Origin of the sequence: Limnospira fusiformis SAG 85.79, from assembly GCF_012516315.1 — a bacterium.
GTDB lineage: Bacteria > Cyanobacteriota > Cyanobacteriia > Cyanobacteriales > Microcoleaceae > Limnospira > Limnospira fusiformis.
In genome coordinates this window covers 4214739-4240725 of sequence record NZ_CP051185.1, presented here as the reverse complement: position 1 = coordinate 4240725, position 25987 = coordinate 4214739, and the positions used below count along the sequence as shown (strand labels likewise).

At 43.2% G+C, this 25987-nt stretch carries 16 protein-coding genes and 1 pseudogene; 7 read left to right on the top strand and 10 right to left on the bottom strand.

Annotated elements, in window-relative coordinates; genetic code table 11:
- Positions 1-28: 28 nt before the first annotated feature.
- From HFV01_RS19815 to HFV01_RS19805, 3 genes are all read right to left on the bottom strand, one after another.
- Complete coding sequence (locus HFV01_RS19815) at positions 29-2692, bottom strand: tetratricopeptide repeat protein (RefSeq protein ID WP_193520326.1); 2664 nt, start codon at positions 2690-2692, stop codon at positions 29-31.
- A 77-nt stretch (positions 2693-2769) separates the two neighbouring features.
- Positions 2770-4566 (bottom strand): tetratricopeptide repeat protein, encoded by a 1797-nt coding sequence (locus tag HFV01_RS19810; protein ID WP_193520325.1) that lies wholly within the window; start codon positions 4564-4566, stop codon positions 2770-2772.
- A 114-nt stretch (positions 4567-4680) separates the two neighbouring features.
- The gene (locus HFV01_RS19805) at positions 4681-4920 is read right to left on the bottom strand and encodes a hypothetical protein (RefSeq protein WP_006620941.1); all 240 of its coding nucleotides are present in this window, start codon (positions 4918-4920) and stop codon (positions 4681-4683) included.
- A gap of 110 nt (positions 4921-5030) precedes the next feature.
- Between HFV01_RS19805 and HFV01_RS19800 the strand changes: the two genes are divergently transcribed.
- Complete coding sequence (locus HFV01_RS19800; protein WP_193520324.1) at positions 5031-8504, top strand: glycosyltransferase; 3474 nt, start codon at positions 5031-5033, stop codon at positions 8502-8504.
- A gap of 2902 nt (positions 8505-11406) precedes the next feature.
- Here HFV01_RS19800 and HFV01_RS19795 read toward each other — a convergent pair.
- Entirely contained in the window at positions 11407-12300 is an 894-nt protein-coding gene (locus HFV01_RS19795) for an IS630 family transposase (RefSeq protein WP_035759775.1), read from the bottom strand.
- A 40-nt stretch (positions 12301-12340) separates the two neighbouring features.
- Between HFV01_RS19795 and HFV01_RS19790 the strand changes: the two are divergent.
- Positions 12341-13408, top strand: a pseudogene (locus HFV01_RS19790) (group II intron reverse transcriptase); the annotation flags it as partial.
- 241 nt (positions 13409-13649) lie between these two features.
- On the opposite strand, the gene HFV01_RS19785 reads toward HFV01_RS19790, so the two are convergent.
- The 3 genes from HFV01_RS19785 to HFV01_RS19775 all read right to left on the bottom strand — a co-directional run bounded on the left by HFV01_RS19785 (position 13650) and on the right by HFV01_RS19775 (position 15140).
- Positions 13650-13799 (bottom strand): hypothetical protein, encoded by a 150-nt coding sequence (locus HFV01_RS19785; protein WP_155839076.1) that lies wholly within the window; start codon positions 13797-13799, stop codon positions 13650-13652.
- Between the two features lie 691 nt (positions 13800-14490).
- The gene (locus HFV01_RS19780; protein ID WP_006620936.1) at positions 14491-14664 is read right to left on the bottom strand and encodes a hypothetical protein; all 174 of its coding nucleotides are present in this window, start codon (positions 14662-14664) and stop codon (positions 14491-14493) included.
- Positions 14665-14897: 233 nt separating this feature from the next.
- A complete protein-coding gene (locus tag HFV01_RS19775) occupies positions 14898-15140 on the bottom strand; it encodes a hypothetical protein (RefSeq protein ID WP_150105288.1) in 243 nt (80 codons plus the stop codon).
- Between the two features lie 133 nt (positions 15141-15273).
- Here HFV01_RS19775 and HFV01_RS19770 point away from each other — a divergent pair, with 133 nt between their 5' ends.
- Positions 15274-17640: a phosphodiester glycosidase family protein gene (locus HFV01_RS19770; protein WP_318285830.1), complete on the top strand. Its 2367-nt coding sequence runs from the start codon at positions 15274-15276 to the stop codon at positions 17638-17640.
- A gap of 102 nt (positions 17641-17742) precedes the next feature.
- On the opposite strand, the gene rph is transcribed toward HFV01_RS19770, so the two are convergent.
- Entirely contained in the window at positions 17743-18468 is a 726-nt protein-coding gene (gene rph, locus HFV01_RS19765) for a ribonuclease PH (protein ID WP_008054590.1), read from the bottom strand.
- A gap of 406 nt (positions 18469-18874) precedes the next feature.
- Between rph and HFV01_RS19760 the strand changes: the two genes are divergently transcribed.
- The 4 genes from HFV01_RS19760 to HFV01_RS19745 all read left to right on the top strand — a co-directional run bounded on the left by HFV01_RS19760 (position 18875) and on the right by HFV01_RS19745 (position 23854).
- Positions 18875-19636 carry a Uma2 family endonuclease gene (locus HFV01_RS19760; protein ID WP_006620931.1) on the top strand — a complete coding sequence of 254 codons (762 nt, stop codon included), beginning with the start codon at positions 18875-18877 and terminating at the stop codon, positions 19634-19636.
- Between the two features lie 41 nt (positions 19637-19677).
- Positions 19678-22104 (top strand): zinc metalloprotease HtpX, encoded by a 2427-nt coding sequence (locus HFV01_RS19755; protein ID WP_006620930.1) that lies wholly within the window; start codon positions 19678-19680, stop codon positions 22102-22104.
- Between the two features lie 641 nt (positions 22105-22745).
- Positions 22746-23270, top strand: a complete 525-nt coding sequence (locus HFV01_RS19750; RefSeq protein ID WP_006620927.1) for an RNA recognition motif domain-containing protein — start codon at positions 22746-22748, stop codon at positions 23268-23270.
- A 182-nt stretch (positions 23271-23452) separates the two neighbouring features.
- Complete coding sequence (locus HFV01_RS19745; protein WP_008049203.1) at positions 23453-23854, top strand: hypothetical protein; 402 nt, start codon at positions 23453-23455, stop codon at positions 23852-23854.
- Between the two features lie 5 nt (positions 23855-23859).
- Here HFV01_RS19745 and HFV01_RS19740 read toward each other — a convergent pair whose 3' ends face one another.
- Together HFV01_RS19740 and HFV01_RS19735 are read right to left on the bottom strand one after the other, a co-directional pair.
- Complete coding sequence (locus HFV01_RS19740; protein WP_006668113.1) at positions 23860-24558, bottom strand: potassium channel family protein; 699 nt, start codon at positions 24556-24558, stop codon at positions 23860-23862.
- An 81-nt stretch (positions 24559-24639) separates the two neighbouring features.
- The gene (locus tag HFV01_RS19735; protein WP_193520323.1) at positions 24640-25974 is read right to left on the bottom strand and encodes a TrkH family potassium uptake protein; all 1335 of its coding nucleotides are present in this window, start codon (positions 25972-25974) and stop codon (positions 24640-24642) included.
- Positions 25975-25987 lie beyond the last annotated feature (13 nt).

Below are 25987 nucleotides of genomic sequence, written 5' to 3'. Positions count from 1 at the left end.
TCGGCAATTTTTTCACTCAAACAACTAATTAAATTATATCAGCAATTTCCATAGTTTTTAATAAACTGTTTATATCTATATAAAAATTTTGATTTCTATCGATCTCATTACCTATTTCCTTGGGTAATTCTGGATTAAATTCGCCCACTAAGTAATAATAATCTAATTCACAAATTTCGCTCATAGTCCAGTAACATGTAACGGTCCAGTCTGCGGGAGGAAATAACTCAATTACTTTAGTTCCAGGTTCACAGAAAACTAAGTTAGTTAACCCAGCACCATGAGGAGAAATTACAACTTCCGCATGATGTAAACACAATGCTTGTTGTTTCACCGACATATTTTCAAGATAGACCACTTCAAAACCTAATGGTTTTAGGATATCCATTAACTCCTGTTCATTGATAACTTTGCGAATATAAGCATTAGCTCTACTAATATAAATTTTACTAGAGTAATTGCATCGATTATCCTCTTCCAGTAATGGATGTTTTAAAACTAAATTTTTGACAAAATAACCAGCCCATTTTGGTATAAAAAAGGTGCGAGATGGGACTATCAAAACCTCAGCTTGAACGTGACGAAAACAGCCAAACATTTTTTGATGTTCGGGAATGTCAAACATAGCTAAAGTTTCATCCTCATATTTGTGACCAAACTTATTAACCACAATTTTATCAACGGGTACTCCGCTGGCTAAAACCAGATGTAACCTAGGTATTACCTCGACCATCCAATGAAAGTAGTTGTGTCCATAATGAGCAGATACAAAAGCAATATTTCCTTCTAAGTGTATGGTCTCTGGTAAATTATGAGCAGCTAAAGCAATTCCTGAGTTGTCGGAAGATAAATCTTGAACAACCTGATTATTGGCTGTTATTATTGTGTTTAACAAATTTAACGGACCAGTATTTAAGCCTCTAGCTTGTGGAAAAATTTTCACTGATCCGGATGGTTGCTGGGTTCGATGACTTGTGAAACCCAAAGAACTCTTGGAAACTGTAGTTGGCTGTTTAAAATTCACGGAAGTCGATGGATATATCTCGATAGTTTGAACATTGCTACAACTTCTACTATTGACTAACCACTTGTCTGGACTTGGTAAATTACAGAATTTAGAAAGCAGATCATGAGGTAATTGTAAATGATTGCATCTTTGAGCATCTTGATGTCTTCCTAAGTGTAGTAAGTTTGTCTTTATTTTGTCGTAAAATTGATAATAGTTGGGGTCATTTTTAAGTGACTCAAAACAGAATTCCAGCGCATCTTCCCACTTTTCCTGAGACATCAATACATTAATAATTTCTTCATAATACCAAGGATAATTTTTGATGGTAATAGCCTTTCTATAAGCCTCAATTGCTTGGTCAAAATTACCTAATTGGTGTAAGCAATTCCCCAAGCAGCAATAAAACCAGTCCTGATTACTATTTATAGATATCGCTTTTTGATAATTTTCTAAGGCGGTTAACCAGTCTTTATTTTGATAATAAGCATCTGCTAGTAATCCATAAAAATATTCGCAATTAGGATTTTGATTAACTAGAATTTGATACTGAGATATCGCCTGTTCATAACGTTTTTGGCTGACTAAAATTTTACCCCAATTAACTCTATTATTAGGAGATTCTAAAAAACTTGGGTTTTGTTCAATGATGGCCTCGTAAATCACTAAAGCAGCATCCCAACATTCCTGCTCAACTAAAGTTTCTGCCAGGGAATAATAGTTTTTGATCAAATCAGGCTGTTGTGATAAAATGGAGGGGTATAATTTCACCAAATCTTGCCAGCGTTTTAACTCAAATAATGCCTTAGATAAGCCTAAATAAAACTCCAGAAAGTCTGACTTTAATTGAATGGCTTTTTGGTAAGCATATGCTACATCTTCCCACTGCTGGAGTTGGGTGGCAGCTTTGGCTAATTGATAATAAGACCAACAAAAATCTGGGTTGATAGCGATCGCCTTCCGAAATGCCTCTACCGCCAAAGCCGGTTTATTTAACACCTGAAAAGCCTCTCCTAAATGGTGATGAGACCAACTAAAATCTGGTTGGATAGCGATCGCCTTCTCAAAAGCCGACACCGCCTCGGCTGGCTGATTTAATTGCATCAGACCTAACCCCAATTTATGGTGCGCTAAAAATAACTGAGGATGGTAAGCGATCGCCTTTTGAAATGCTGACACCGCCTCTGACCATTTCCCGGCTTCAGCTAAGGTATTTCCTATCTGTAATTCCTCTTGTCCTCGCTGTTTTAAAATTGCATCTAATTTCAGTCCCTTTTGCCAATAGCTTTGAGCTTCTTCCGGTCGTCCTATCTTGGTTAAAACTCTGGCTAAATTGCGATATAATCCCCGAAAATTAGGGTCAATACTGATGGCTTGCTTTAACGTTGCTTCCGCTTCTTCCCACCTTCCCTGTTGCGCGTAAAGACTGCCAAGATTTCCATAAGCAGCCACGAAATCAGAGTCGAGATTGATAGCTTTTTTATAGGCGTTTTCTGCTGCTTCTAGGCGGTTACTTTTTTGTAAAGCCAACCCCAAAGTTTTATAAGCCATAACCCATTCGGGCTGCTGTTGGATAACTTGTTGACAGTTAGCGATCGCCTCATCAAATTTCCCTTCTTCTAAATAGGCGATCGCCTGTTGATGAAGACTCACTAATTCCCCCGGAAGTTGAAAATCACGCTCCATATTATTCACTCACCCCTATACTCACCCTAATTATATACTAATCTTGCCAATTATTTACATTGATTAAAACTCAGCCATTAACCGCTATTCCAGCCAAATTTTACACCCACAAAATCCTCTAAAGCTTGATTGTAAGGTTGGTAAAATTCTCCCAACTTATAGCGCCATATTTCAGCCACATCAGGATAAAATCGAGAGTTGTATTTGGGATATGTTTGTAATGAATAATCGGCTAAACCCAAAAACTGATGTACTCTCCTTAAAGTATTGTCTGGACTATTATATAAATCCTCGCTTTTGAGAATCAGAAAATTATCTTTGGGGAAGATAGATAACCAATGTTTCAAAAATTCCACATATATACCACGTGCCAAATAACTATGGGGACAGTCCCAAATCTGACGATTACCCTGTTTAAATCGGTTTATTTCTGAGGCGATCACTGTTGATAAATCTCGCGATTCCCAACCAATATTAACCCAATGATAGTAATGAGAAATCGCCCTATCTATGGGATTTCTTAGCATTACAATTAATTTCATGTCAGGATAACAGTTAAACAGACGTTCCGCTACAGACTGACAGTCCAAATAACTAGGTGTCGCTTCCCCAGTCATCACCCTATCGGCTTTAGGTATAGTACAAAAATGGCTCAAATACCAGTCTATACCTCGGTCAAACTTCCGAGACCAAAACTCAATTTCTTTGATGACAGATAAAGCAGTTTGTGGATGTTTTTCAAGATAATAATATAGGGAAGTAGTCCCCCCTTTTTGAGTACCAATAATGATAAATTGAGGGGGCAATTGAGGGTTGGTTAACTCCTGTTTAAACTTAATAGCTGTGGCTTGAAGGTTACAATTTATCGCTGCTTTTAGGTTGCCTTGTTGGGCAAAAACTTCTCCTAAATTAATATATAATTCGCAGGATTTGGGATTTTTAACAATGGCTTTTTGATATAAATCCACCACTTCCCCTAAGCGTCCTTCGGCTTTAATCAATGTCCACAAATCCTTATATAACCAAGGAGGTAAATTCGGATTTAATTCCATAGACCGTAAATAAGCCTCAATAGCCTGATGCCATTTCCCCACTTTAAATAAAGCATTGCCTAAGCGATAATAAGCATCATAACTATCAGGATGCTGTTTAACAATCTGATTGTGGATATTTAACTGATGTTCAAGTTCCCGTTGGCGTTCCCAAGCCTGATTAAGTTTGGGTAAAATCTCTGGATTTTTTGGCTCAATAGCCAACACTTTTTGATATAATATAATGGCTGCTAACCAATAATATTTTCTGGCTAAATTGTCGGCTAATTTTTGATAAATTGTGATATCCAGAAAGGATGGCAAAATAGTTAAGTGTTCGATGATATTATCAAGATTTCCCTGACAGTATCCCGCCAAAGCATCACCCAACTTTTCATCAAGGTCTGGTAAATTATCATCAAGTTGACAAGCTGTTAAATAGGCATCAATAGACTTTTCCCATTCACCGATATAACTGTAAGCATTACCTAAATTATAATAACACCAGGGAAAATTAGTATCAAGAGAAATTGCTTTTTGATATACTTCAATAGCTGCCGACCAATGACCCTGTTTAATCAGAGTATTTCCTAAATTATTATAAGACCAAAAAAAGCCGGAATTAACAGCGATCGCCTTTTGGTAAGCCGACCTAGCATCATCCCACCTTTCCAGTTGAGAGAAAGCATCCCCTAATTTATGGTGAGACCAGGAGAAACGAGGGTTTAGCTGGATCGCCTTTTGGTAAAAAGCGATCGCCTTCTCCAGCTTTCCCTCGGCTAAATAGTTTTCTGCCTTTTCGTGTAAACTCAAAGCCTCCGCTTCCGGGTTAGGTACAGACATCAACTCATCTTCAAAAATAACTAATTACTTAACCAAACTCGACCAACTTTATACCGTTGTATGGGCCATCCTCACCCACCACCATCAACTCTCAACACCTAAATGATGAGGCACTTAGAATAGATCCCGGTTCACAAAATATATGAAACCATAAAAGGCCCCAGCCATAACTGGCCCAGCTATCAATAACCCGGTAAAAATCAGAGAAATTGATGTACTATAATAGACAAAACCCCCATAAGGAATCAGAAATCCCAAAGCCGCAAGAATGATTTTAGTAGGAGTCCACTTAATATCCTTTTTCAGGGTAGTATTGAGCAATTTTTTGTCTTTAATGTATGTTCTTTTGCCCATGCTATTATTTCCTCCATTTTGGCGATACTGAGATTAAGTTCATCTGAGTCTAGCAATACCCCAATCCCTTAGAGACTATCAACTTCTGTTTTTTTGATCAAGGACCAATCATGTCAGCAACTACTCGCCAACCCAGAGTCAGTGTCATCATTCCCGCTTACAATGCCGATCGCTACATTGCCGAAGCCATCAATAGCATTTTCAGCCAGAGTTATCAGGACTATGAAATTATTGTAGTCGATGACGGCTCTACCGACAGCACCCCAGAAATTCTCCAATCCTACGGATCACGTATTTACAGTATATCCCAAACTAATGGTGGCATAGCAGCAGCCAGAAATCTCGGTATAGCAGCCGCTAAGGGAGAATTAATCGCCCTATTAGACCATGATGATATTTTCCTCCCGGACAAATTGCCAGCCCAGGTCGCCTGCTTCGACTCTCACCCTGGGGTAGGACTGGTCAACAGTGGTTGGCAAATTATTAGTGCCGACGGTACACCCCAATCAAATATTGAACCCTGGCATAAAGTCCCAACTCTCACCCTAGAAACCTGGTTGACTGATACTCCCATTTTACCCAGTGCGATGATGTTCCGGCGAGAGTGGTGGGAAAAGGCGGGAGGCTTTGACTCGCGGTTTGACGGTGCGGACGACGTAGACTTTGTGCTGCGACTAGCCAAAATGGGATGTGAGGCTACCTGGTTAAAACAGATGACCGTGGGTTATCGCCAACACGATCGCGCCATGTCTATTGCCGATCCTACCAAACAGTTAGAGGCTTTTAATGCCGTCCATGAAAACTTTTTCCAACAACCAGACCTGGACGACTCTATCCGCCAACTAGAGAGGCAGACCCGTTATGAATCATTAACCTGGATGGCTTGGCGATTTTATTATACTGGTCATCCGACCAAAATGGCAGAATTTCTAAGGCGATCGCTTTCCTATAGCCCCTACACCCTTCCTATCACCGTTTCTGACTGGATACATCGCTTTATGGGTTATTGTACTGGCTACGGTGAATTAATGGATACCCACAGCTTTAGACAACAACCAGAATGGCAACAACTCCTCTTAGAAACCCTCCCCAAAACCACCCCTAAAGTTAGTGTAATTATTCCCGCTTATAATTGCGATCGCTATATTGAACTGTGTGTCAGAAGCGCCCTGGAACAAACCTATACAGACTATGAAGTTATCGTAATTGATGACGGTTCCACCGACAACACCCGGCAGGTTATCGAACCCTATTTAGACGTAATTTCCTATCACTATCAACCCAACCAGGGGGTTGCCAAAGCCAGAAATTATGGTTGTAGTTTGGCGCGGGGAGAATTTCTCGCTTTTTTAGATGGGGATGACTTTTTTTTGCCCGAAAAACTCGCCGAACAAGTTAGCCACTTCCAGGAAAATCCCTCCATTGATTTAATCCAAAGTGGCTGGATAGTGGTTGACCAAAATTCTCAATTCCTAGCCCAAGTTAGACCCTGGGAAAATGCACCATTCTTGAACTTAGAAACCTGGGTTTTATATAAATGTGTCCGTCCTAGCGCCTTAATTATGCGGCGTGAATGGTGGGAAAAAGTGGGAGGATTTGATCATCGCCGTCCCCTCACAGAAGACCTAGATTTTGTCCTGCGGTTATCTTTAATAGGGTGTCGCACCGTTTGGCTGAAAAAAATGCACGCCTGCTACCGCCAACATGATTGTAGTTTGATGTCTGGAGGGGAAAAAGTCATCCGCCATACGGAAGCCTTAATGAATGAGTTTTTCCGCCGCCCGGAATTACCCATATCTATCCGTCAACTGGAAAGAAAAGAACGCTATGAGCGCTGGATATGGTTAGCATGGAGAATGTATCGAGATGGCTACCCTCAATTGATGGTAGAATGTTTACAGAAGTCCTTAGAATATAGTGATGTTTCTCCGATGGAGACTTTACTACACTGGACAAATGCCTCTCATAATATCTCACAAGAGTATGGAGAAAAGTTGTTAATTGAGCAACTCATTAAGAGCCCAGAATGGCAAGATATTTATACATTATTTATCGGCGGTTCAAGATGCCGACAAAAATCACAGTTAAATTTATCGAAATCGGCTTTAATGAATCAACACATTGTTTTAATCAATACAGATGATCCGGGTATTGGCGGACTGGCACAATATGATCATCTAATTATGTGTGAATTGGCTAAAATTGGTTATCAAGTCACAGCAGTTAGACCAAAACATACTAGCCCTTTGGTGGAACAAGAGGGGAGTTTGGGAGTGCAACAGTTTTGGCTAGATTACAGTACGAGTTCAGATTTGGCTAGAGTGTTGAGAAATTGCCAAGATTACGAAAAATTGTATTCTCAACTGAAGCCGGATTTTATTATCTTTAGTGATGGCTGGCCCTATTCCCATTTTGCGGCTAAACAGGTGGCTATTGAACAAAAAATTCCCTATGCGATCGCCCTAGGTTTAGCCATGAGTGAACACGCCGATTTTTCCATGGGTGATGATATCCCATATCGAGAAGCTGTGCGCTATCAATATGGTTTGGCGCGGGTGGTAAATGTGGCGGCGCGGGAACATTTAAACATTCTCCATCAGGATTTTAAATTACCTGAAAATAAAGGCAATGTGGTTTATTATGGCCGATCGCCAAAATACTTTAACCCCCCCGACCCAGAAGCGCGAAAACGGTTGCGCCAGGAAATTAGCCTTCCCGAAGATGCAGTAATGTGCTTTACTTCAGCCCGACTCGCCCCAATTAAAGGTCACCGTCATCAACTAGAAGCGATCGCCCACTTGAAAAATTCCCCGATTTGGTCAAAACTATATCTGGTATGGGCGGGAACCGGAAAAGGTAGCGATCGTGATGTAGAACCCGAACTTAGGGAAATGGCACAACAGCTAGGGGTAGCCGAAAAGGTGATTTTCCTAGGTCAACGCTGGGATGTTCCCGACTGGCTAGATGCCTGTGACATCTTTGTGTTAACCTCCTATTCAGAAGCCGCCCCCTCCTTCGCCATTATGGAAGCTATGGCTAAGGGTTTACCTATTGTCGCTTCCGCCGCCGGTGGCATTCCTGAAGGTTTAGGCGGAACCGGGAAACTGTTACCTAACCCGAATGTTGACCCAGCAGCTACGGCGCGGGAACTCGCCCACACTCTCGAAGAATGGGCCGTTAATCCTCAACTCCGACAAGCTATGGGACAGGCGAGTAAACTGAGAGCCGAACAACTATTTCGGGAAGAACGGATGCTTAGGGAAACCATAAACATCCTTCATCCGGCTATATCAGCCCCCATAAGCGATGAATTTGCCCAGTGTGAGGAGGTGATAAAAGGGGTACAAAACCTCAGCCACAGGCTTCGCTATCGATCGCAAACGTGGCAAGCATGGCACGCCTACACCACCGGGGACACAGCCGCAGCGGTTGAACATCTCCAACGGTCTCTCAAATATTCTCCTTTCCAATTCACCACTCAAACTATCCTAGACTGGGTTAATGATTTCGTGCGCTTATACTCTCTAAAAGGCGATCGCTTAGATGCGCTTTCCTTTGCTAAATTGATAATGGATAATTATTAATTGTAGCGGCGGGTTTTGCCGTCAATTATCAATTCCCCACCCAGGTTTTGGTAAACCCGCCCCACCGTTTCCCCTGAGAAACCCGGTTTCTTGACTACGATATGGGTGGTGCGTCAGATGAACCAAATTGGCCGTTAACCCGATATGTTATCCCTCTGACGCACCCTACCAGGGTGATAATTATTAATTATTAATTATTAATTATTCATTGTAGGGGCGGGTTTTGCCGTCAATTATCAATTCCCCACCCAGGTTTTGATAAACCCGCCCCACCGTTTCCCCTGAGAAACCCGGTTTCTTGACTACGATATGGGTGGTGCGTCAGATGAACCAAATTGGCCGTTAACCCGATATGTTATCCCTCTGACGCACCCTACCAGGGTGATAATTATTAATTATTAATTATTAATTATTCATTGTAGGGGCGGGTTTTGCCGTCAATTATCAATTCCCCACCCAGGTTTTGATAAACCCGCCCCACCGTTTCCCCTGAGAAACCCGGTTTCTTGACCACGATATGGGTGGTGCGTCAGATGAACCAAATTGGCCGTTAACCCGATATGTTATCCCTCTGACGCACCCTACCAGGGTGATAATTATTAATTATTAATTATTAATTATTCATTGTAGGGGCGGGTTTTGCCGTCAATTATCAATTCCCCACCCAGGTTTTGATAAACCCGCCCCACCATTTCCCCTGAGAAACCCGGTTTCTTGACCACGATATGGGTGGTGCGTCAGATGAACCAAATTGGCCGTTAACCCGATATGTTATCCCTCTGACGCACCCTACCAGGGTGATAATTATTAATTATTAATTATTAATTATTCATTGTAGGGGCGGGTTTTGCCGTCAATTATCAATTCCCCACCCAGGTTTTGATAAACCCGCCCCACCATTTCCCCTGAGAAACCCGGTTTCTTGACCACGATATGGGTGGTGCGTCAGATGAACCAAATTGGCCGTTAACCCGATATGTTATCCCTCTGACGCACCCTACCAGGGTGATAATTATTAATTATTAATTATTAATTATTCATTGTAGGGGCGGGTTTTGCCGTCAATTATCAATTCCCCACCCAGGTTTTGGTAAACCCGCCCCACCGTTTTCCCTGAGAAACCCGGTTTCTTGACTACGATATGGGTGGTGCGTCAGATGAACCAAATTGGCCGTTAACCCGATATGTTATCCCTCTGACGCACCCTACCAGGGTGATAATTATTAATTATTAATTATTAATTATTCATTGTAGGGGCGGGTTTTGCCGTCAATTATCAATTCCCCACCCAGGTTTTGGTAAACCCGCCCCACCGTTTCCCCTGAGAAACCCGGTTTCTTGACTACGATATGGGTGGTGCGTCAGATGAACCAAATTGGCCGTTAACCCGATATGTTATCCCTCTGACGCACCCTACCAGGGTGATAATTATTAATTATTAATTATTAATTATTCATTGTAGGGGCGGGTTTTGCCGTCAATTATCAATTCCCCACCCAGGTTTTGGTAAACCCGCCCCACCGTTTTCCCCTGAGAAACCCGGTTTCTTGACTACGATATGGGTGGTGCGTCAGATGAACCAAATTGGCCGTTAACCCGATATGTTATCCCTCTGACGCACCCTACCAGGGTGATAATTATTAATTATTAATTATTAATTATTCATTGTAGGGGCGGGTTTTGCCGTCAATTATCAATTCCCCACCCAGGTTTTGATAAACCCGCCCCACCGTTTCCCCTGAGAAACCCGGTTTCTTGACTACGATATGGGTGGTGCGTCAGATGAACCAAATTGGCCGTTAACCCGATATGTTATCCCTCTGACGCACCCTACCAGGGTGATAATTATTAATTATTAATTATTAATTATTCATTGTAGGGGCGGGTTTTGCCGTCAATTATCAATTCCCCACCCAGGTTTTGATAAACCCGCCCCACCGTTTCCCCTGAGAAACCCGGTTTCTTGACTACGATATGGGTGGTGCGTCAGATGAACCAAATTGGCCGTTAACCCGATATGTTATCCCTCTGACGCACCCTACCAGGGTGATAATTATTAATTATTAATTATTAATTATTCATTGTAGGGGCGGGTTTTGCCGTCAATTATCAATTCCCCACCCAGGTTTTGGTAAACCCGCCCCACCGTTTCCCCTGAGAAACCCGGTTTCTTGACTACGATATGGGTGGTGCGTCAGATGAACCAAATTGGCCGTTAACCCGATATGTTATCCCTCTGACGCACCCTACCAGGGTGATAATTATTAATTATTAATTATTAATTATTCATTGTAGGGGCGGGTTTTGCCGTCAATTATCAATTCCCCACCCAGGTTTTGATAAACCCGCCCCACCGTTTCCCCTGAGAAACCCGGTTTCTTGACTACGATATGGGTGGTGCGTCAGATGAACCAAATTGCCGTTAACCCGATATGTTATCCCTCTGACGCACACCTACCAGGGTGATAATTATTAATTATTAATTATTAATTATTCATTGTAGGGGCGGGTTTTGCCGTCAATTATCAATTCCCCACCCAGGTTTTGATAAACCCGCCCCACCGTTTCCCCTGAGAAACCCGGTTTCTTGACTACGATATGGGTGGTGCGTCAGATGAACCAAATTGGCCGTTAACCCGATATGTTATCCCTCTGACGCACCCTACCAGGGTGATAATTATTAATTATTAATTATTAATTATTCATTGTAGGGGCGGGTTTTGCCGTCAATTATCAATTCCCCACCCAGGTTTTGGTAAACCCGCCCCACCGTTTTCCCTGAGAAACCCGGTTTCTTGACTACGATATGGGTGGTGCGTCAGATGAACCAAATTGGCCGTTAACCCGATATGTTATCCCTCTGACGCACCCTACCAGGGTGATATAGCACTAGTCAATACGGTTAGGACGCAGCCTTGAGAACAGAATCCATGGCATCATGGAGAGAATCAAACTGCTCAATACAATGGCGAATGCGGGCTTTCAACCACGACCAACATTTCTCTATCTTGTTGAGGTCTGGCGAATAAGGCGGAAGATAGAGTAAACGGCATTGAGCTGCCTCCACCAGTTCAGCAATCCGCCCCCCTTTATGAAACGTTGCATTGTCCAATACTAGAGTCTGACCTGGCTTCAATGTTGGAATTAAGATAAACTCCAACCACAACTCAAACACTGTCCGATTACAACAACCCTCAAAGGTAAAGAGAGCTAAGAGTTGTTGATGACACCATGCCGCCATATAGCTCACCCTGCCCTGCCTCTTCCCTGATTTGAGGGCATGGAAGCGTTGTCCTTCCTCGCAGTAACCATAAGGATAATCCGAGTCTTGACTATTCATGGCAGCTTCATCGAGGTAAACTAACCCTTCCGGCTCCATCTTTTCAATATGAGCAATAAACTCCTCTCGCTGTTGCTCATCACGTTCTTGGTAGCCGTAAGTTTTTTTTCTGGTGAAGCCAATTTTCTTCAAGGCTCTGGATATGGTGCGAGGAGAGATGTCGTCATCCCAAAGTTGAGCCATCTGAGCGGAGGTTTGATCGCCATGCTCTTGGGCAAAAGCCTTGAATTTGTGCCAGTCGGTAATTTGGTGGTTATGACCAGGTGGGCGATTAGGTTTAGGGAGGAAGTCTCCGGTGTGTTCTTTTCTTTGGAGCCAGAGATTGATAGTGTTCCGGCTGAGATGGAAAAATTGACTGGCTTTGGTTTTGGACATACCGTATAGTTCAATTGCATTGATAACTTTTTGTCTAAGGTCGTAACTGTAGGGGGCTGGCCTTTTGGGTCTTCTGTAGATATCCTTGCTATTATACGTCCTAACTACTCTGTCTTTTGCTATAAGTCCAATACTCGCCAACATTGCACTGTTGGGAATGGTTAGGTTAATTGAAACAATGTATCCCAAGAAAGCTAATAGAGTGCAAGCCTCGTTAGTAAGATACGCCGATGATTTCGTAGTAATATCACCTTCACTCGATATCATTGAACCGTGTAAAAATGCTATTTCCGAATGGTTAAAACCTGTAGGATTGGAAATTAAACCTGAAAAGACTAGAGTGTGTCATACACTTAACCCCATACAATACGAGGGCAGAACAGAAGAAGCAGGTTTTGATTTATTAGGATTTAATATCAGGCAATACCCTGTAGGAAAATATAAATCGGGAAAAACAGGTGGGACAGCGAGCCGATTAATCGGTCACAAAACCCACATAAAACCCAGTAAGAAAGCAGTTCAAGCCCATACAGAAGTGATTAAGGGTGTGATAAAACAGCATAAGACCGCACCCCAGTCTGCCCTGATTAGCAGGCTAAACCCGATTATTCGGGGGTGGGAAAATTACTACTCAGGAGTAGTTTCATCCGAGACATTCAGCAAGCTAGATGACATAATTTGGCAAATGTTAAGGGCATGGAAAGTATCAAGATGCGGAAAGGCAAACATCGAAAAACTGAGGAATTATTTGAGACCGGGAACGGTCATACTCAGTAATGGGAAAGAAAGACATGAAACCTGGTTATTTAGAACTAAAGATGGACTTCAGTTATGGAAACATAACTGGACTCCAATTGTCAGACACACCCTGATCAAACCTGAAGCAACACCATACGACGGAAATTGGACTTACTGGTCAAACAGAAAAGGACAAGCAATCGGAACGCCAAATAGGGTAGCAAAACTACTCAAAAAGCAAAAAGGCAAGTGTACCTGGTGCGGGCAATATTTGACCCCATATGACTTAGTTGAAGTAGACCACATTGTACCTCGAAACCTCGGTGGAAAGGATGAATACAACAACCTTCAGCTATTACACCGCCACTGTCATGATGATAAAACGGCGTTAGATAACGTCAATGCTGTATCTTTAACAATGGAGGTGCGAAACGTTCAGGCACGCGCATAGGGTGGCAATACCCGAAATAACTGCCCGGTGGGACTTCCACCCCTTGGTGGAATATAGGGAGTCGCTTCCCTGACCATCCCATAACTGTTTATATGTCCCGACGCTTGGAGAAATCTAAGCAAGGCAGGGAACTCTGGGTCAAGACAGAACGTTAGAACGGAGGAAGTTGTGAGCCTCCTATTATAGCGCGAAGTTGAGAGTAACGGCGGTAGCCACCCCCAGTTTTAGGAATCATAACCCGTCAGATTGAAGCGGGGAATGGAAGGCGTGAAGTAGAACCTACTACCAGATGCGACCACTGCCAACCATCCATGACTAAGGAAATCTGAATGTTCCGACTTGAACCACCGTCATAAAGAGGTAGCGAAACAGGTTGACACGCTGCGCTCAAAAGAGCAAGGGGAAAAGTAGGGGTTTCTCTTTACTACCTACACAGACCTTTGAAATTACCCCGGTGGACAGGACAAGTCTAAAGATGGAATGCCCGTATAAACGGAACGTTTAAACCCCTTTTAGGCTCTCGGCAGGATGTACCTGTGGAGTAGTGAAAAGTGTAAGCGTATACCTTTAAGGGGAAAGGATGTGGCTGAAAGCTAATGCCTAACTGTAATGGTTAGGATATGCCCACTAGCCACGGTGTGGATATAGAGACCGCGACAATTAAGAGTTTGATGACGAGTGCGAGTTTAAAGACTACGAGGTTGTATATAGCTCCTAAAGTTGAGGTTACAAAGCGGGGGGTCGTAGCCCTGTTCCTACTGAAAAATAGGGTATCTACATCAGGAGCCGTGTGCTGGGAAACTCGCAAGCACGATTTGGAATTGGAGTTGGGGAAGGTGACTTCTCTTTCGACCATAACCAGTCTGCGCGTGCGTCACATCAGGAAGTTTTTCGTGTCTATGCCAATTATCTGGATGTGGAAGCACCACTAGAGCCGTATGAGGTGAAAGTCTCAAGTACGGTTTTGAATGGGAGGGGGAGATGGTGACATCTCTCTCGACCCCTAATTACTACCATAACTGGAAGAATATTTCCGGAAATCTCCTGAAATTACTTGTTAATCCCCCTCTAATCAGAAACACTCATTCCCGAAACCACTGACAATAGAGTTTTCCTTGGTCATCAGTGCGCCAATGGCCAACGAGTTTGCCTTTTTCGGTGAGAGCTTTAGTGTGACTGCGTTCTGGTCTAATCTCGTTGAAAGTCCGGGACTGTTGAGGGATTTTAACTGGGGTTTTATGAAGAGTTTGTAACATGGTCTTTACCTCTGTTGATTATAGATTTTATTTACCTCTACTACCATTATAACCGATGAAATTTAAACGACAAGTCTACGGCTGCACACCTTGGCAGGAAGGGACAGCAGATAATTTTCACAAGTAAAAATTCATAATTTTCTACCCGACCAACTACCATTGATAAAGCCAGCGTTACCCCAGGGTTAATCGGAGAAGTTTGGTTTCTTGATGGGACTGTGTTGAATAAAAAATCAAGCGTATAGCCATGGTGAATAAACGATATCATGATAGGCGATCGCCAGAAATTTGTCAAGGGGGTTGGGGCAAAAAGGCGGCGACGCGGCGTTGAATAAAAAATCAAGCGTATAGCCATGGTGAATAAACGAGACAATGATAGGCGATCGCCAGAAATTTGTCAAGGGGTTAGGGCAAAAAGGCGGCGACGCGGCGTTGAATAAAAAATCAATAATTGATGGTATAGGAGAAATTGGCAATTGTAAAGTTTTGTTAAGCTAGTGTAGGGTTTCACCCATCAGGGGTTATACTACATATCATAGTAGATGCACCCTGATTCAAGCGCCCATCACACTTTATGAGTGTGGGCGTTTTTTTTTGGGAGTGGGAGTGGTGAAGGAATTAAAATATGGGGTTAAGGTTTCACCTTTGCGATCGCAATATTTTATGAACAACACAGTCGCCTCATTTACCGATATCAGCCAACACTGGGCTTATCCGTTTATCCAAGGTCTGCAACGCCAAGGGGTTGTGAGTGGGTTTAAAGATAGAACCTTCCGCCCCGACCAAACGATGACCAGGGCTGAATTTGCCTCCATTGTCCAAGCGGCCTTTTCCCTAGTACCCCAACGGGAGTATACACCCTTTGCAGATGTTCCGGCCGATTTTTGGGCGGCTGAAGCGATCCGCAATACGTTTAGATCCAGATTTATCAGTGGTTTTCCTGATGGTCGGTTTCTTCCTGGGGAGAACATTTCCCGGTTGCACGTTTTACTGGCTTTAGTGTCTGGCTTACAGATGCAGGCGGGAGCATCTGTGTCTTTAACTGCTATATATAAGGATGGGGGTAATATTCCCAACTACGCCCAACAGGCGATCGCCACAGCCACCCGAAACCGCTTAGTAGTAAACGCGCCTACCATTGATATTTTGAAGCCTAACCGTCCCGCCACGAGGGGAGAAGTGGCGGCTTGCATTTACCAGGCGCGAGTATTTCTGAACCAAAGCCCTATAGTAGCTTCCCCGTATATTGTGGAACTTGCTAACCCCGGAGTAATTCGGCGGGGGACTCACCTATCAGTAAATGGTCGGACTTGGCGCGCGGCTTGGGGTCAGTGGAGTTCGGGAATTTGCACTTATACGGGAGTTAGCAACAAAGGGGCGATATTGGCTTTAGGTATGGAGTTACTGAATACTGATGATGTTAACGTTCAGCCTGTTAAGTGGTTTTCAACTATTAGCAAATCTTACCGCCTGAAAACTCAACTAGATCGGGAATATCGCTATCTGAATTTGGACGATATCGCCCCGGTAGGGAATTGGGAAATGGTTATTGATAACCAAACTTTACGCATATTCTCTGTACCTAGCAAAGTTGACAATATTACGGTTAATGAAAACGATGGTATTTGCCGGATTGAGATACAACTAAGTCAAGCTACCCCTTGGGAACTTTACGAACAAAGTCGAGAATGGGAAGTGGTGTTAGATGCGATCGCTGCTGAATCTCTAGCCAATCGGTTTCCGGAAACGGCAACCACACCCCCTAAATCTGGTAATCAAGAACAACAAAATGAGGGGGAAACTAGCGGCAGTTCTGAGAAACCATCACCCATTGTCGTTCGCATTTCAGCCACTCAAACCGTGATTAAGGGAACTTTACCTGATGGGTATAGAGTCCGCACCCAAACCCTTCATAATCGCGATAGATTGGTAATTGAACTGCGGCGAGATGCTTTAGTGGAACAGAGTATTTTGGTTTATCCAGGACTGCGATCGCGACAGCAATATTTAACTTTAGAAGGGGATAAATTTCCGGCAGTCTGGTTAACGATAACTCCTCGGTCGGGGTTGTCAATCGCCCCGATATGGACCGAAACCAATCAGATGCGGGGGACTAACTCTTTCTTAGCTATTACCAAAACTTGGTCAAGTTTGGGGGGGATTAATGGCGGATATTTTAACCGTAATAACTTATTACCTTTGGGGGTTATTCGTAAGGATAATAAGTGGTTTTCTGGGCCAATACTTAATCGGGGTGCTATGGCTTGGGATAATAATGGAAGAGTGAGAATGGGGCGATTAAAGTTAGTAGAAACTCTGGTAATTTCTACGGGACAACGCTTTGAGGTAGACCTGCTAAATACTGGATATGTGAAGGCGGGAATTGCTCGTTATACTTCCGAATGGGGAGCCAGTTATTTCCCTCTAACTCTTAATGAAATTGTGGTGGTAGTTTCGGGAGACCAAGTAACTCGACAAATTGAACTACCTGATGATCAAACTCCCACAGCTATCCCCACTAATGGTTATCTGCTGGTTTTCCGTTCTTTTCGGAGTGCTGTTAGTGCTTTTGGGGTCGGTTCTCGGTTAACAATTACGGCGACAACTACTCCCTCTGAGTTTATAGATTTTCCTCATATTATGGGTGGCGGACCTCTGTTGGTGCAAAATCGCAATATTGTGGTTAATGCAGAGGCGGAAGGGTTTAATTATTGGTTTGGTCAACAGTTGGCTATCCGCAGCGCTGTGGGTGTGACAGCGACGGGAGAAGTGCTTATGGTGACTGTTCATAACCGGGTGAATGGGGCGGGACCTAGTTTAACAGAAATGGCAAAATTGATGCAGCAATTAGGGGCGATCGATGCTATAAATTTGGATGGTGGCAGTTCTACCAGTTTGGTGCTGGGTGGGCATTTACTTAATCGCACCCCTGATACAGCCGCCAGGGTTCACAATGGTTTGGGAATATTTATTTAGATTCATCAGGTCAGTCGGGACGGGTTGATTAATGGGGCTGTGGGGATAATTAATTCACAGGATAACCCGCCCCTAAATCAGCTTTGATGATTAATCATTTAATTAATCAGTTAGCCCTAAAACCTGCCTTTGTAATTGACAGAGTTCTGTAATGCCTTTTTCGGCATAGTCTAAGATTTGGTTTAACTGATTTCGGTTCAAACTTTCTGCTTCTGCTGTTCCCTGAAGTTCAATAATTCCCAGGTCATCGCGCATGACCACATTAAAGTCGATATCGGCTGCTACGTCTTCCTGGTAATTGAGATCAAGTAAGGGTTCCCCGTGCATCATTCCGACAGAAATGGCGGCGATCTGATGAATAATAGGCGATCGCTTTAACTGTCCCTGTTTTACCATTTTATTAAAAGCATGAGCCAGGGCGACAAACCCCCCAGTAATCGAGGTGGTGCGGGTTCCTGCGTCCGCCTGTAACACATCAGCATCTACCGTAACAGTTATTTCCCCCATAGCCTGTAAATCTACCGCCGCGCGTAAGCTACGACCAATCAGGCGTTGAATTTCCTGGGTTCTACCTGAGAGTTTCATCAATTCCCGGGGTTGACGTTGGGGAGTCGCCCCCGGAAGCATCCGATATTCTGCGGTTAACCAACCTTTTCCGGTATCCTGCAAAAATCGGGGTACTCCCGGTTGAATTGTTACCGTACAAAGCACTTGGGTATTGCCGGATTTTGCTAGGACTGAGGCAGCCGCAAATTGAGTATAATCTAGCTCAAACTGTACAGGGCGCAGTTGGTGGGGCTGTCTACCGTCGGGACGTTGCCAAGACATCATTTATTTGATCAGTTTAATGTGGTTAACTGAGGTTATTTAAGGATATTTTCCGAAATTTGTCCGGGTGGTTGATCTCCGTTTATATCCGATAAACAACCCCTAGGCTGACAGTATTTTAATATGGGAGTGCCACATTAATACAAGATCTCATCAGCCTGAGTATAATTTCGGGTGTATCATCAATGAGCGATCGCCCAACGACTAAGCAGTAGTATCGCCCATCCCAGAGTATCACCTATATCTAACACTAGAATCCCTAGACTCTTTTCCGACCATCCCAATATTGATGTTACGTTTTTTACTGATAATTGACTACCCCGGTCATCAAGTTTGGGAAGATTGATTAATATCTCGAAAAATGCTACAATCTTAGGAAGTCGCGAATATATGGGAATAATCGATTATGGTACAACAAGTTATACCCGAAACCCAACCGACAGTTATTTATCCTGAAAGTGACGGTCAACCCATGTCTGATAACACGCAACAATTTCGCTGGATTGTGATTATCAAAGAAAACCTGGAAATATTGTTTTCTGGGGATGAAAATATCTTTGTGGCGGGTGATTTACTGTGGTATCCAGTGGAAGGAAATAATAAAATCCGTACTGCGCCAGATGTCATGGTAGCTTGTGGTCGTCCCAAGGGGGATAGAGGCTCATATCGACAATGGGAAGAGGATAATATCGCGCCGCAGGTAGTATTTGAAATTCTTTCGCCGGGAAATACATCGAAAAAAATGGCGGAAAAACTACTATTTTATCAACGCTATGGCGTAGACGAATATTATCTATATGACCCGCAGTCACAAGAGATAACTGGTTTTTTGCGGTCAGAAAATTGGCTAGAATCGATTGAAAACATGAAAGGTTGGGTTAGTCCTCGGTTACAAATTAGGTTTGAGTTAACAGAAACTGGGCTAGAAATTTATCGACCAGATGGGGAGAAATTTTTAACACCAGTGGAATTAGATAAGTTACGACAGCAGGAACGTGAAAGGGCTGAACAGGCTGAACTTGAGTTACAACAGGAACGTCAACGCTATGAACAGGAACGCATGAAAGCGCAACAGACGGAAATTGAGTTACAGGAGGAACGTCAACGCTATGAACGATTGATAGAGTTATTGAAGCAGCAGGGAATTGATCCACCACAGATGTTGTAAATTGGGATACTCTAAAGGGGAGGCTGATTGAGGATAGGCTGATGTCATCTACCGATCGCAGTAAGGAAGAACTAAACCCCGACTTAAATTCCCTAGAGTTGGGGTTAGCAGCGATTAAACAGAAACAATACCAACAGGCGATCGCACTTTTAGAACCCATCGCCGACTCTCAACCCCATACGAAAGTCGGATTCAAAGCCCAAATTGGCTTGGTGAAAGCATACGATCGCAGCGGACAAAGCGATCGCGCCATTTCTCTATGTCAAACACTCACACTAGAGACCCCAGAAAAAATCAGAACTTGGGCTAGTAATCAACTCCAGCAACTCCAAAGTCGCCAGCCTAACCCCTCAGTCCCCCCTACCGTAGCGACAGGATTTGTTCCCTTCGACCCCAACTTACAACCGCCCAAAGTTCAATCAACCACCCCTAAAGCCAAACCAAAACCAAAACCCATCCCCCCATTAAACAAACCGCCAATTGAGATCAAATCAGACCAACCGCAGAAACAACAGCCCCAAGTAATCAGCAATTCTCTCCCAGAGAGTCCCCCAGAGGAAGCGCAAACCTGGACCACCCCGACGGAAACTGAGACAGTTTCACATTCCCATCAATGGAAAGAAGCGGAAAGGGCGACCAAGTGGCGAAAAATAGGGAAACTGAAAGTCACCCGATTAAGGATCGAACAATTCCTAACCGTATTTATCCTGCTGTGGATAAGTCCTCGCATTGTGGAATTTCTGTTCAGAAACGCCAATAATATCCTGATATCCCTACCCGTGGTGCGACCCATTCAATGGCTATACCGCAATCCTAACCAATGGCTGTACTGGGTTTTAGGGTTATTATTTATAGTCTCCCCCTGGCTATGGGATGGATTGCTGAAATTATGTTACGGTCAAGAAACCCTCCCCCGGACGAAATTATTAGCATTATCTCCAGAAGCCAATCGCATCCTACAAAACTACTGTAAAGCGCGAAATTGGAAATTTCCGGCGCTGCGAGTGTTACCAACCGCTACCCCGATCGCCATGACATTAGGATGCTGGCCAAGATTTGTGCGAATTGTGGTTAGCCAGGGTTTACTCGATACCCTAACCCCTGACGAAATAGCTACCATTTACGCGCGAGAAATCGCGAGTGTGGGAAATTGGGATTTTCTGGTGATGTCGTTTATTACCCTATTAGTGCAAATTCCCTACTTGATTTATCAATACTCAGCTATCGGCGCGCAATGGTGTTTTGAGCGAGTTAGGTCTGAACCCCCATTAATTCCTGATGTAGCCCTATCTATATTAAAACCAGCGACCTACATTCTGCGGGTGATAGCTTTCCCGGTTTCGGTATTGGCTTATGGAGTTTATCAGATTCTCCGGTTTCCGGCTTTGTGGATTTCGAGGCGGCGGGTTTATTATAGCGATCGCATCTGTTGTAATTTAACCGGAAATCCCAATGGTTTGACCAGGGCGCTGCTAAAAATGGCTATTGGTATCTCACAGACCACACCCCAGTTAGACAATACTACCTTTTTATTAGAAGGGTTGGACTTATTAACCCCGATCGCTCCTACCCAGGGGATGACTCTGGGTAGTATATTGGTTAGTTCCCCGCCAAGTCAACTGATCGGGTTGAACCAAGGCTGGGACATTGAATCTCTATTAACATGGGATCTGAGAAATCCCCATCGCTACTGGTTACAGATTAGCAATTCTCATCCCCTATTAGGCGATCGCCTACTGATTCTCAACAGTTATGGCAAATTTTGGCAAATAGAAACTCAGTTAAACCTTGAAGTTAAGTCCCTGTCTGATTCGCGAGGCGATCGCGCTCAACTTTTAATGCAAGTCGCCCCTTATTTAGGATTAGCGATCGGATTAGCGATCGGGTTGCTAATCTGGCTATTAGGGGCAATTTTCGGCAAGCTAGGGATTTGGCAACTAGAATGGTTATATGGGGATCGGGCGATTCTGTGGGGTTGTGTTCCCATTGGTGTCAGTTTAGGTATATTTTGGAGAAATAATCAATTTTTCCCCGACATCAAACCCGCGGCCATCATTCACAATCCTAATCTCCGCGATCTATATTGTAATCCCGACAGTATCCCCATTGACAGTAAACCCATTTGCATAGAAGGTCAGCTAATCGGACGGTCGGGAATTAGTAATATCATGGGTCAAGAACTGATCTTAAAAACCGCCAGCGGTATAGTTCCCCTCCACTATATCCCCCAGTGGACACCCCTGGCCAACTTCTGGCAAAAATCCATCCATCCCTCTGATTTGATTGGTAATTCGGTTAAAATAACTGGATGGTGGCGACGGGGGGCTACTCCCTGGATTGATATAGAAAAACTGGAAAATGTGGCAGATCGTAGCCGTATCTATGGCGGACATCCCTTGTGGTCAGTCATTCTAGCCGGATCACTGGCTTTTGGGGGAGCGAGTATCATTTCTAGCGGTAGACTTTAAATACACCTACCATTAGAATTTCTAATGTATCAAGTTTGCATTTTGTCCCAAACAATGTTACATTTGTTAACATCGTGAATATAGGCGATATCTGTGATATCTTGAAAGATGGTCTGTTGCTGCTGTGGTCTTAGCAATGGCAAAAGTCTATGTAGATCATCAGTGGTGGCAGTGATCTGACTGCAAAGATTGCCAAACAAGTTAGTCGTTCCATAAAATTTGTGATTTTGTTTCGCCAAAACATACTAAACTTAAAGAAGCATTTAACAGGTTTGAAGTTGAATTACTTTGACATTAGTTACTGCGATCGCAGCTATAGAAACCTTAAACTTAAAACATATTGACAAAAGTGATAGGAACAGCTATAGCAGATATTTTTGAAGCATGACTCAAATTTCACTCGACCGTTCAAATCAATCTCAATCTTTTGGATATTTGAGGCTGCTCATCTCAGCCAGCCAGGAAACTCATTTATATATTGAAGCCAATGATCATACTCAGTGAGTTCAGGCTGGAAGTAACACCAAGTGGTCTTTTTTGTCAAGTCAAGGCTGAGTTTAATTATGATTTATTAACGTGATCTGAACTCAACAAGATTTTTCAACTCAAATATCAAATTTTTCCTACTGGAGGTATCACTAATGTCCGTTAGATTGTATGTTGGAAACTTACCCAAAGAACTCGATCGCAAAGAATTGCAAGCTGTATTTGCAGAGGAAGGCGATACGATTTCAGCGAAAGTGATAACCGACCGCAAGACTGGAAAATGTCGCGGTTTCGGGTTTGTCACCGTCCAAAGCGATGATTTAGCCGATCAAATCGTTGAGAAGTACAACGGCTTTATGTTCGGGGAAAATGCGCTAAAAATTGAAAGGGCGCAACCTCGTAAGAAAAACAAGCCAGAGTCTGAAGAGGGTCGTAGTTCTGATGGTGGAGAGGCTACAGCTACGGCTACGCCTGGTGTTGTTGCTGCTAACCAGTCTCCCACTTCTAGCCCAAGTTCTGCACCTACAAAAAGTGGTGGTGGTAAGAAGAAAAAATCTAATCGGAATCAACAAGGTTCTGCTAACGCCAACTCTAGCAGCACTCCCGATTCCATTCAGCCAGATCCCCGCTGGGCGAATGAATTAGAAAAGCTAAAACAGATGCTATCTGCTCAAGCCTAAGTCTCCGGTTGAGGCTTCGGTTTTTGCATATTTGGTCAACCATCCCAGACTGTAAATTTCTCAATTATGATCAGTTCTGGGATGTTGGTTGGTGTGGCTGATCTGGTTGGTATCTTGATCGCCTATTGGGTAACAAATCAATTAGGATTGCTATATTCAGCAATTTTGATAGGATGATCATGATGTACGAGCCGCCATATTTTCTGTTAGCTGCTGGCTTATGGGTTGGTATTATCTGCTGTGTTCCCTTTGTGGCGACCCTCAAGCAACTGGTCAACGACTGGAAAATTAATAAATCTAGTCGTGCGATCGCCCAATTACGGGGATTTAGGATGCTCGCTCCCTATTTAGCTTGCGCGGTAGGGATCTGTGTTTTCCTCGCTTCCTGTTTGCAGATATTTGCCATTTCTAGCCGTGTAGCTTACGCCTTATCCGTTCCCGTCACCGTAATGATGGCGGGTTCGGTATGGTTTCAGTTCACCCGTGTATTAGATCAATTAGAGCAACGAGGATCTCAGGGAATTGATTTAGATGATCTGAGTTTAGGGAAAATCATTCCTCAGTCTAATCCTGGTAGGGAATAGTTACCCTAAATCGGAAGTCGGTTAATATCCTGGTTTGACCCCAAAACCACCATAATAGTCCCCTTCTTTAAACGTTTGTTAGGTAGGGGATTGATTTCTAGTGTTTGATTTTCCGTGCGTATAGCCAATAGGTTCAAACCGTATTTGCTACGGAGTTCTAATTGAGCGATAGTTTTAGTATCAAAATCATCAGGAACCACCATCTCCACGATACTATGATCAGGGTCTAGTTCAAACTGATCCACGAGTCTAGGCTTAGTCAGGAGTCGCGCCAACTCCTGTCCCATTTGTCTTTCGGGGAACACAACTAGATCCGCACCCACTTTTTTTAACAATTTTACATGGGTTTCTGAGGAAGCCTTAGCCACGACATTCGCTACCCCGGCTTCTTTGAGGTTAAGGGTGGTGGTAATACTTTCGGCGAGGAAACTCCCCACGGCGACAATTACGGTGTCTAGTTCAAATATTCCCGCCTCTCGTAAAGCTGACATTTCGGTTGAGTCTAATTGTAAAGCATGGGTAGCAATGCGATCGGTTAAAGCCGCATTGACCCTTTTTTCGTCATTATCAACGGCGAGAACTTCATAGCCTGAAGCATTGAGAGTCGAACAAACAGCCTGTCCAAAGCGACCCAAGCCAATGACTGCAAATTGTTGTTTTTCGGCGCGTAAATTCCGAAAAAAGTTAAGAGATGAAAGATTCATGATGTCCTAACAATCCTATGAAATAGATAATAATCTGTTGATTTTACCATTGCTAGAGTTTACCTGGTAGATAATCAATAGTTAACCCACCAATAGGTTTTCTTCTGGATAATCAATTGATGAAGGTTGAGGATCACCCAAAACCGCAGACATTAGCAATAATACTCCCACCCGACCAATATACATGGTGGCAATAATAATTAATCTACTGAGCATCGAAAAATCTCCAGTGATGCCAGTAGACAGACCTACGGTTCCAAAGGCTGAGACAATTTCAAAAAAGATGCTACCAAATCCTAATTCTGGTTGCATAATCACAATTAATAATGTGGCTACACAAACCACAGTAATGGAACCGACCAAAACTCCGACGGCTTTTAAAATCAAAGGGGAGGGAATTTTGCGCTGATAACATAAGACTTCATCTCGACCTTGTAGGGCTGCCTTGGTGCAGTTTACCAATATTCTTGATGTAGTGGTTTTTAAGCCGCCTCCTGTACTTCCTGGACTAGCACCAATAAACATTAGGATCATAGTAATCAAAATTCCTGAATATGTCATATCTCCTATAGATATGGTGTTAAATCCAGCGGTTCTGCTGGTGACAGATTGAAACCAGGCGGCTTGCATTTTGCCGAATATGGTTAAACTCTGCAAGGTTTGAGGATTATTAAATTCGGTGATAAAAAAGAGGAAAAACCCGGAAAATAGCAGAATTATAGTGGTACTGGTGACAACTTTAAAGTGTAGAGAAAAATCCCGACGCATTGGTTCTTTATTTAATGTAGTTTTAATCCACAAAAAAAGTTCCATGATTACTTGATATCCTAAACCACCAAAAATAATTAAAATACTCATTGTTATATTGACGATGGGAGAGGATACATAATCAACTAAGCTCTCTTCCAATAAGCTAAATCCGGCATTATTAAAGCCATTTACACTATGAAATATAGCCAGCCACAGACTATTTTTTAAGCCATAATCCGGAAGAAAAACCATCATTAATAAGATAACTCCGGCAATTTGAAATAAGGCCATAGTCGCTATAATAGATCTGAGCAGTGGCATGACTCCAGCGATTCCGGCGGTATCCAAAGATTTTTGGAGTGCTAATTTATCTCGGAGCCCAAATTTTCTGCCAATTAATAGCAGAAGTATGGTGTTGGCGGTCATGTACCCCAAGGCTCCAATTTCCACTAAGCTAACTAAACAAAAATGCCCCCAAAATGAATAAAATTCGCTAACATCAACAACTGATAAACCCGTGACACAGACGGCAGAAGTGGCGAGAAATAGTGCGGTAATAGGATTGCCAAAACTACTGTGATAAATGGTATCATCCATCCATAAGAAGAATGTGCCGATCGCAATTACTGCTAAGAAGCCGAGACAAATAGTTCTTGGTACAGTCATAAGAGGTGTCAAA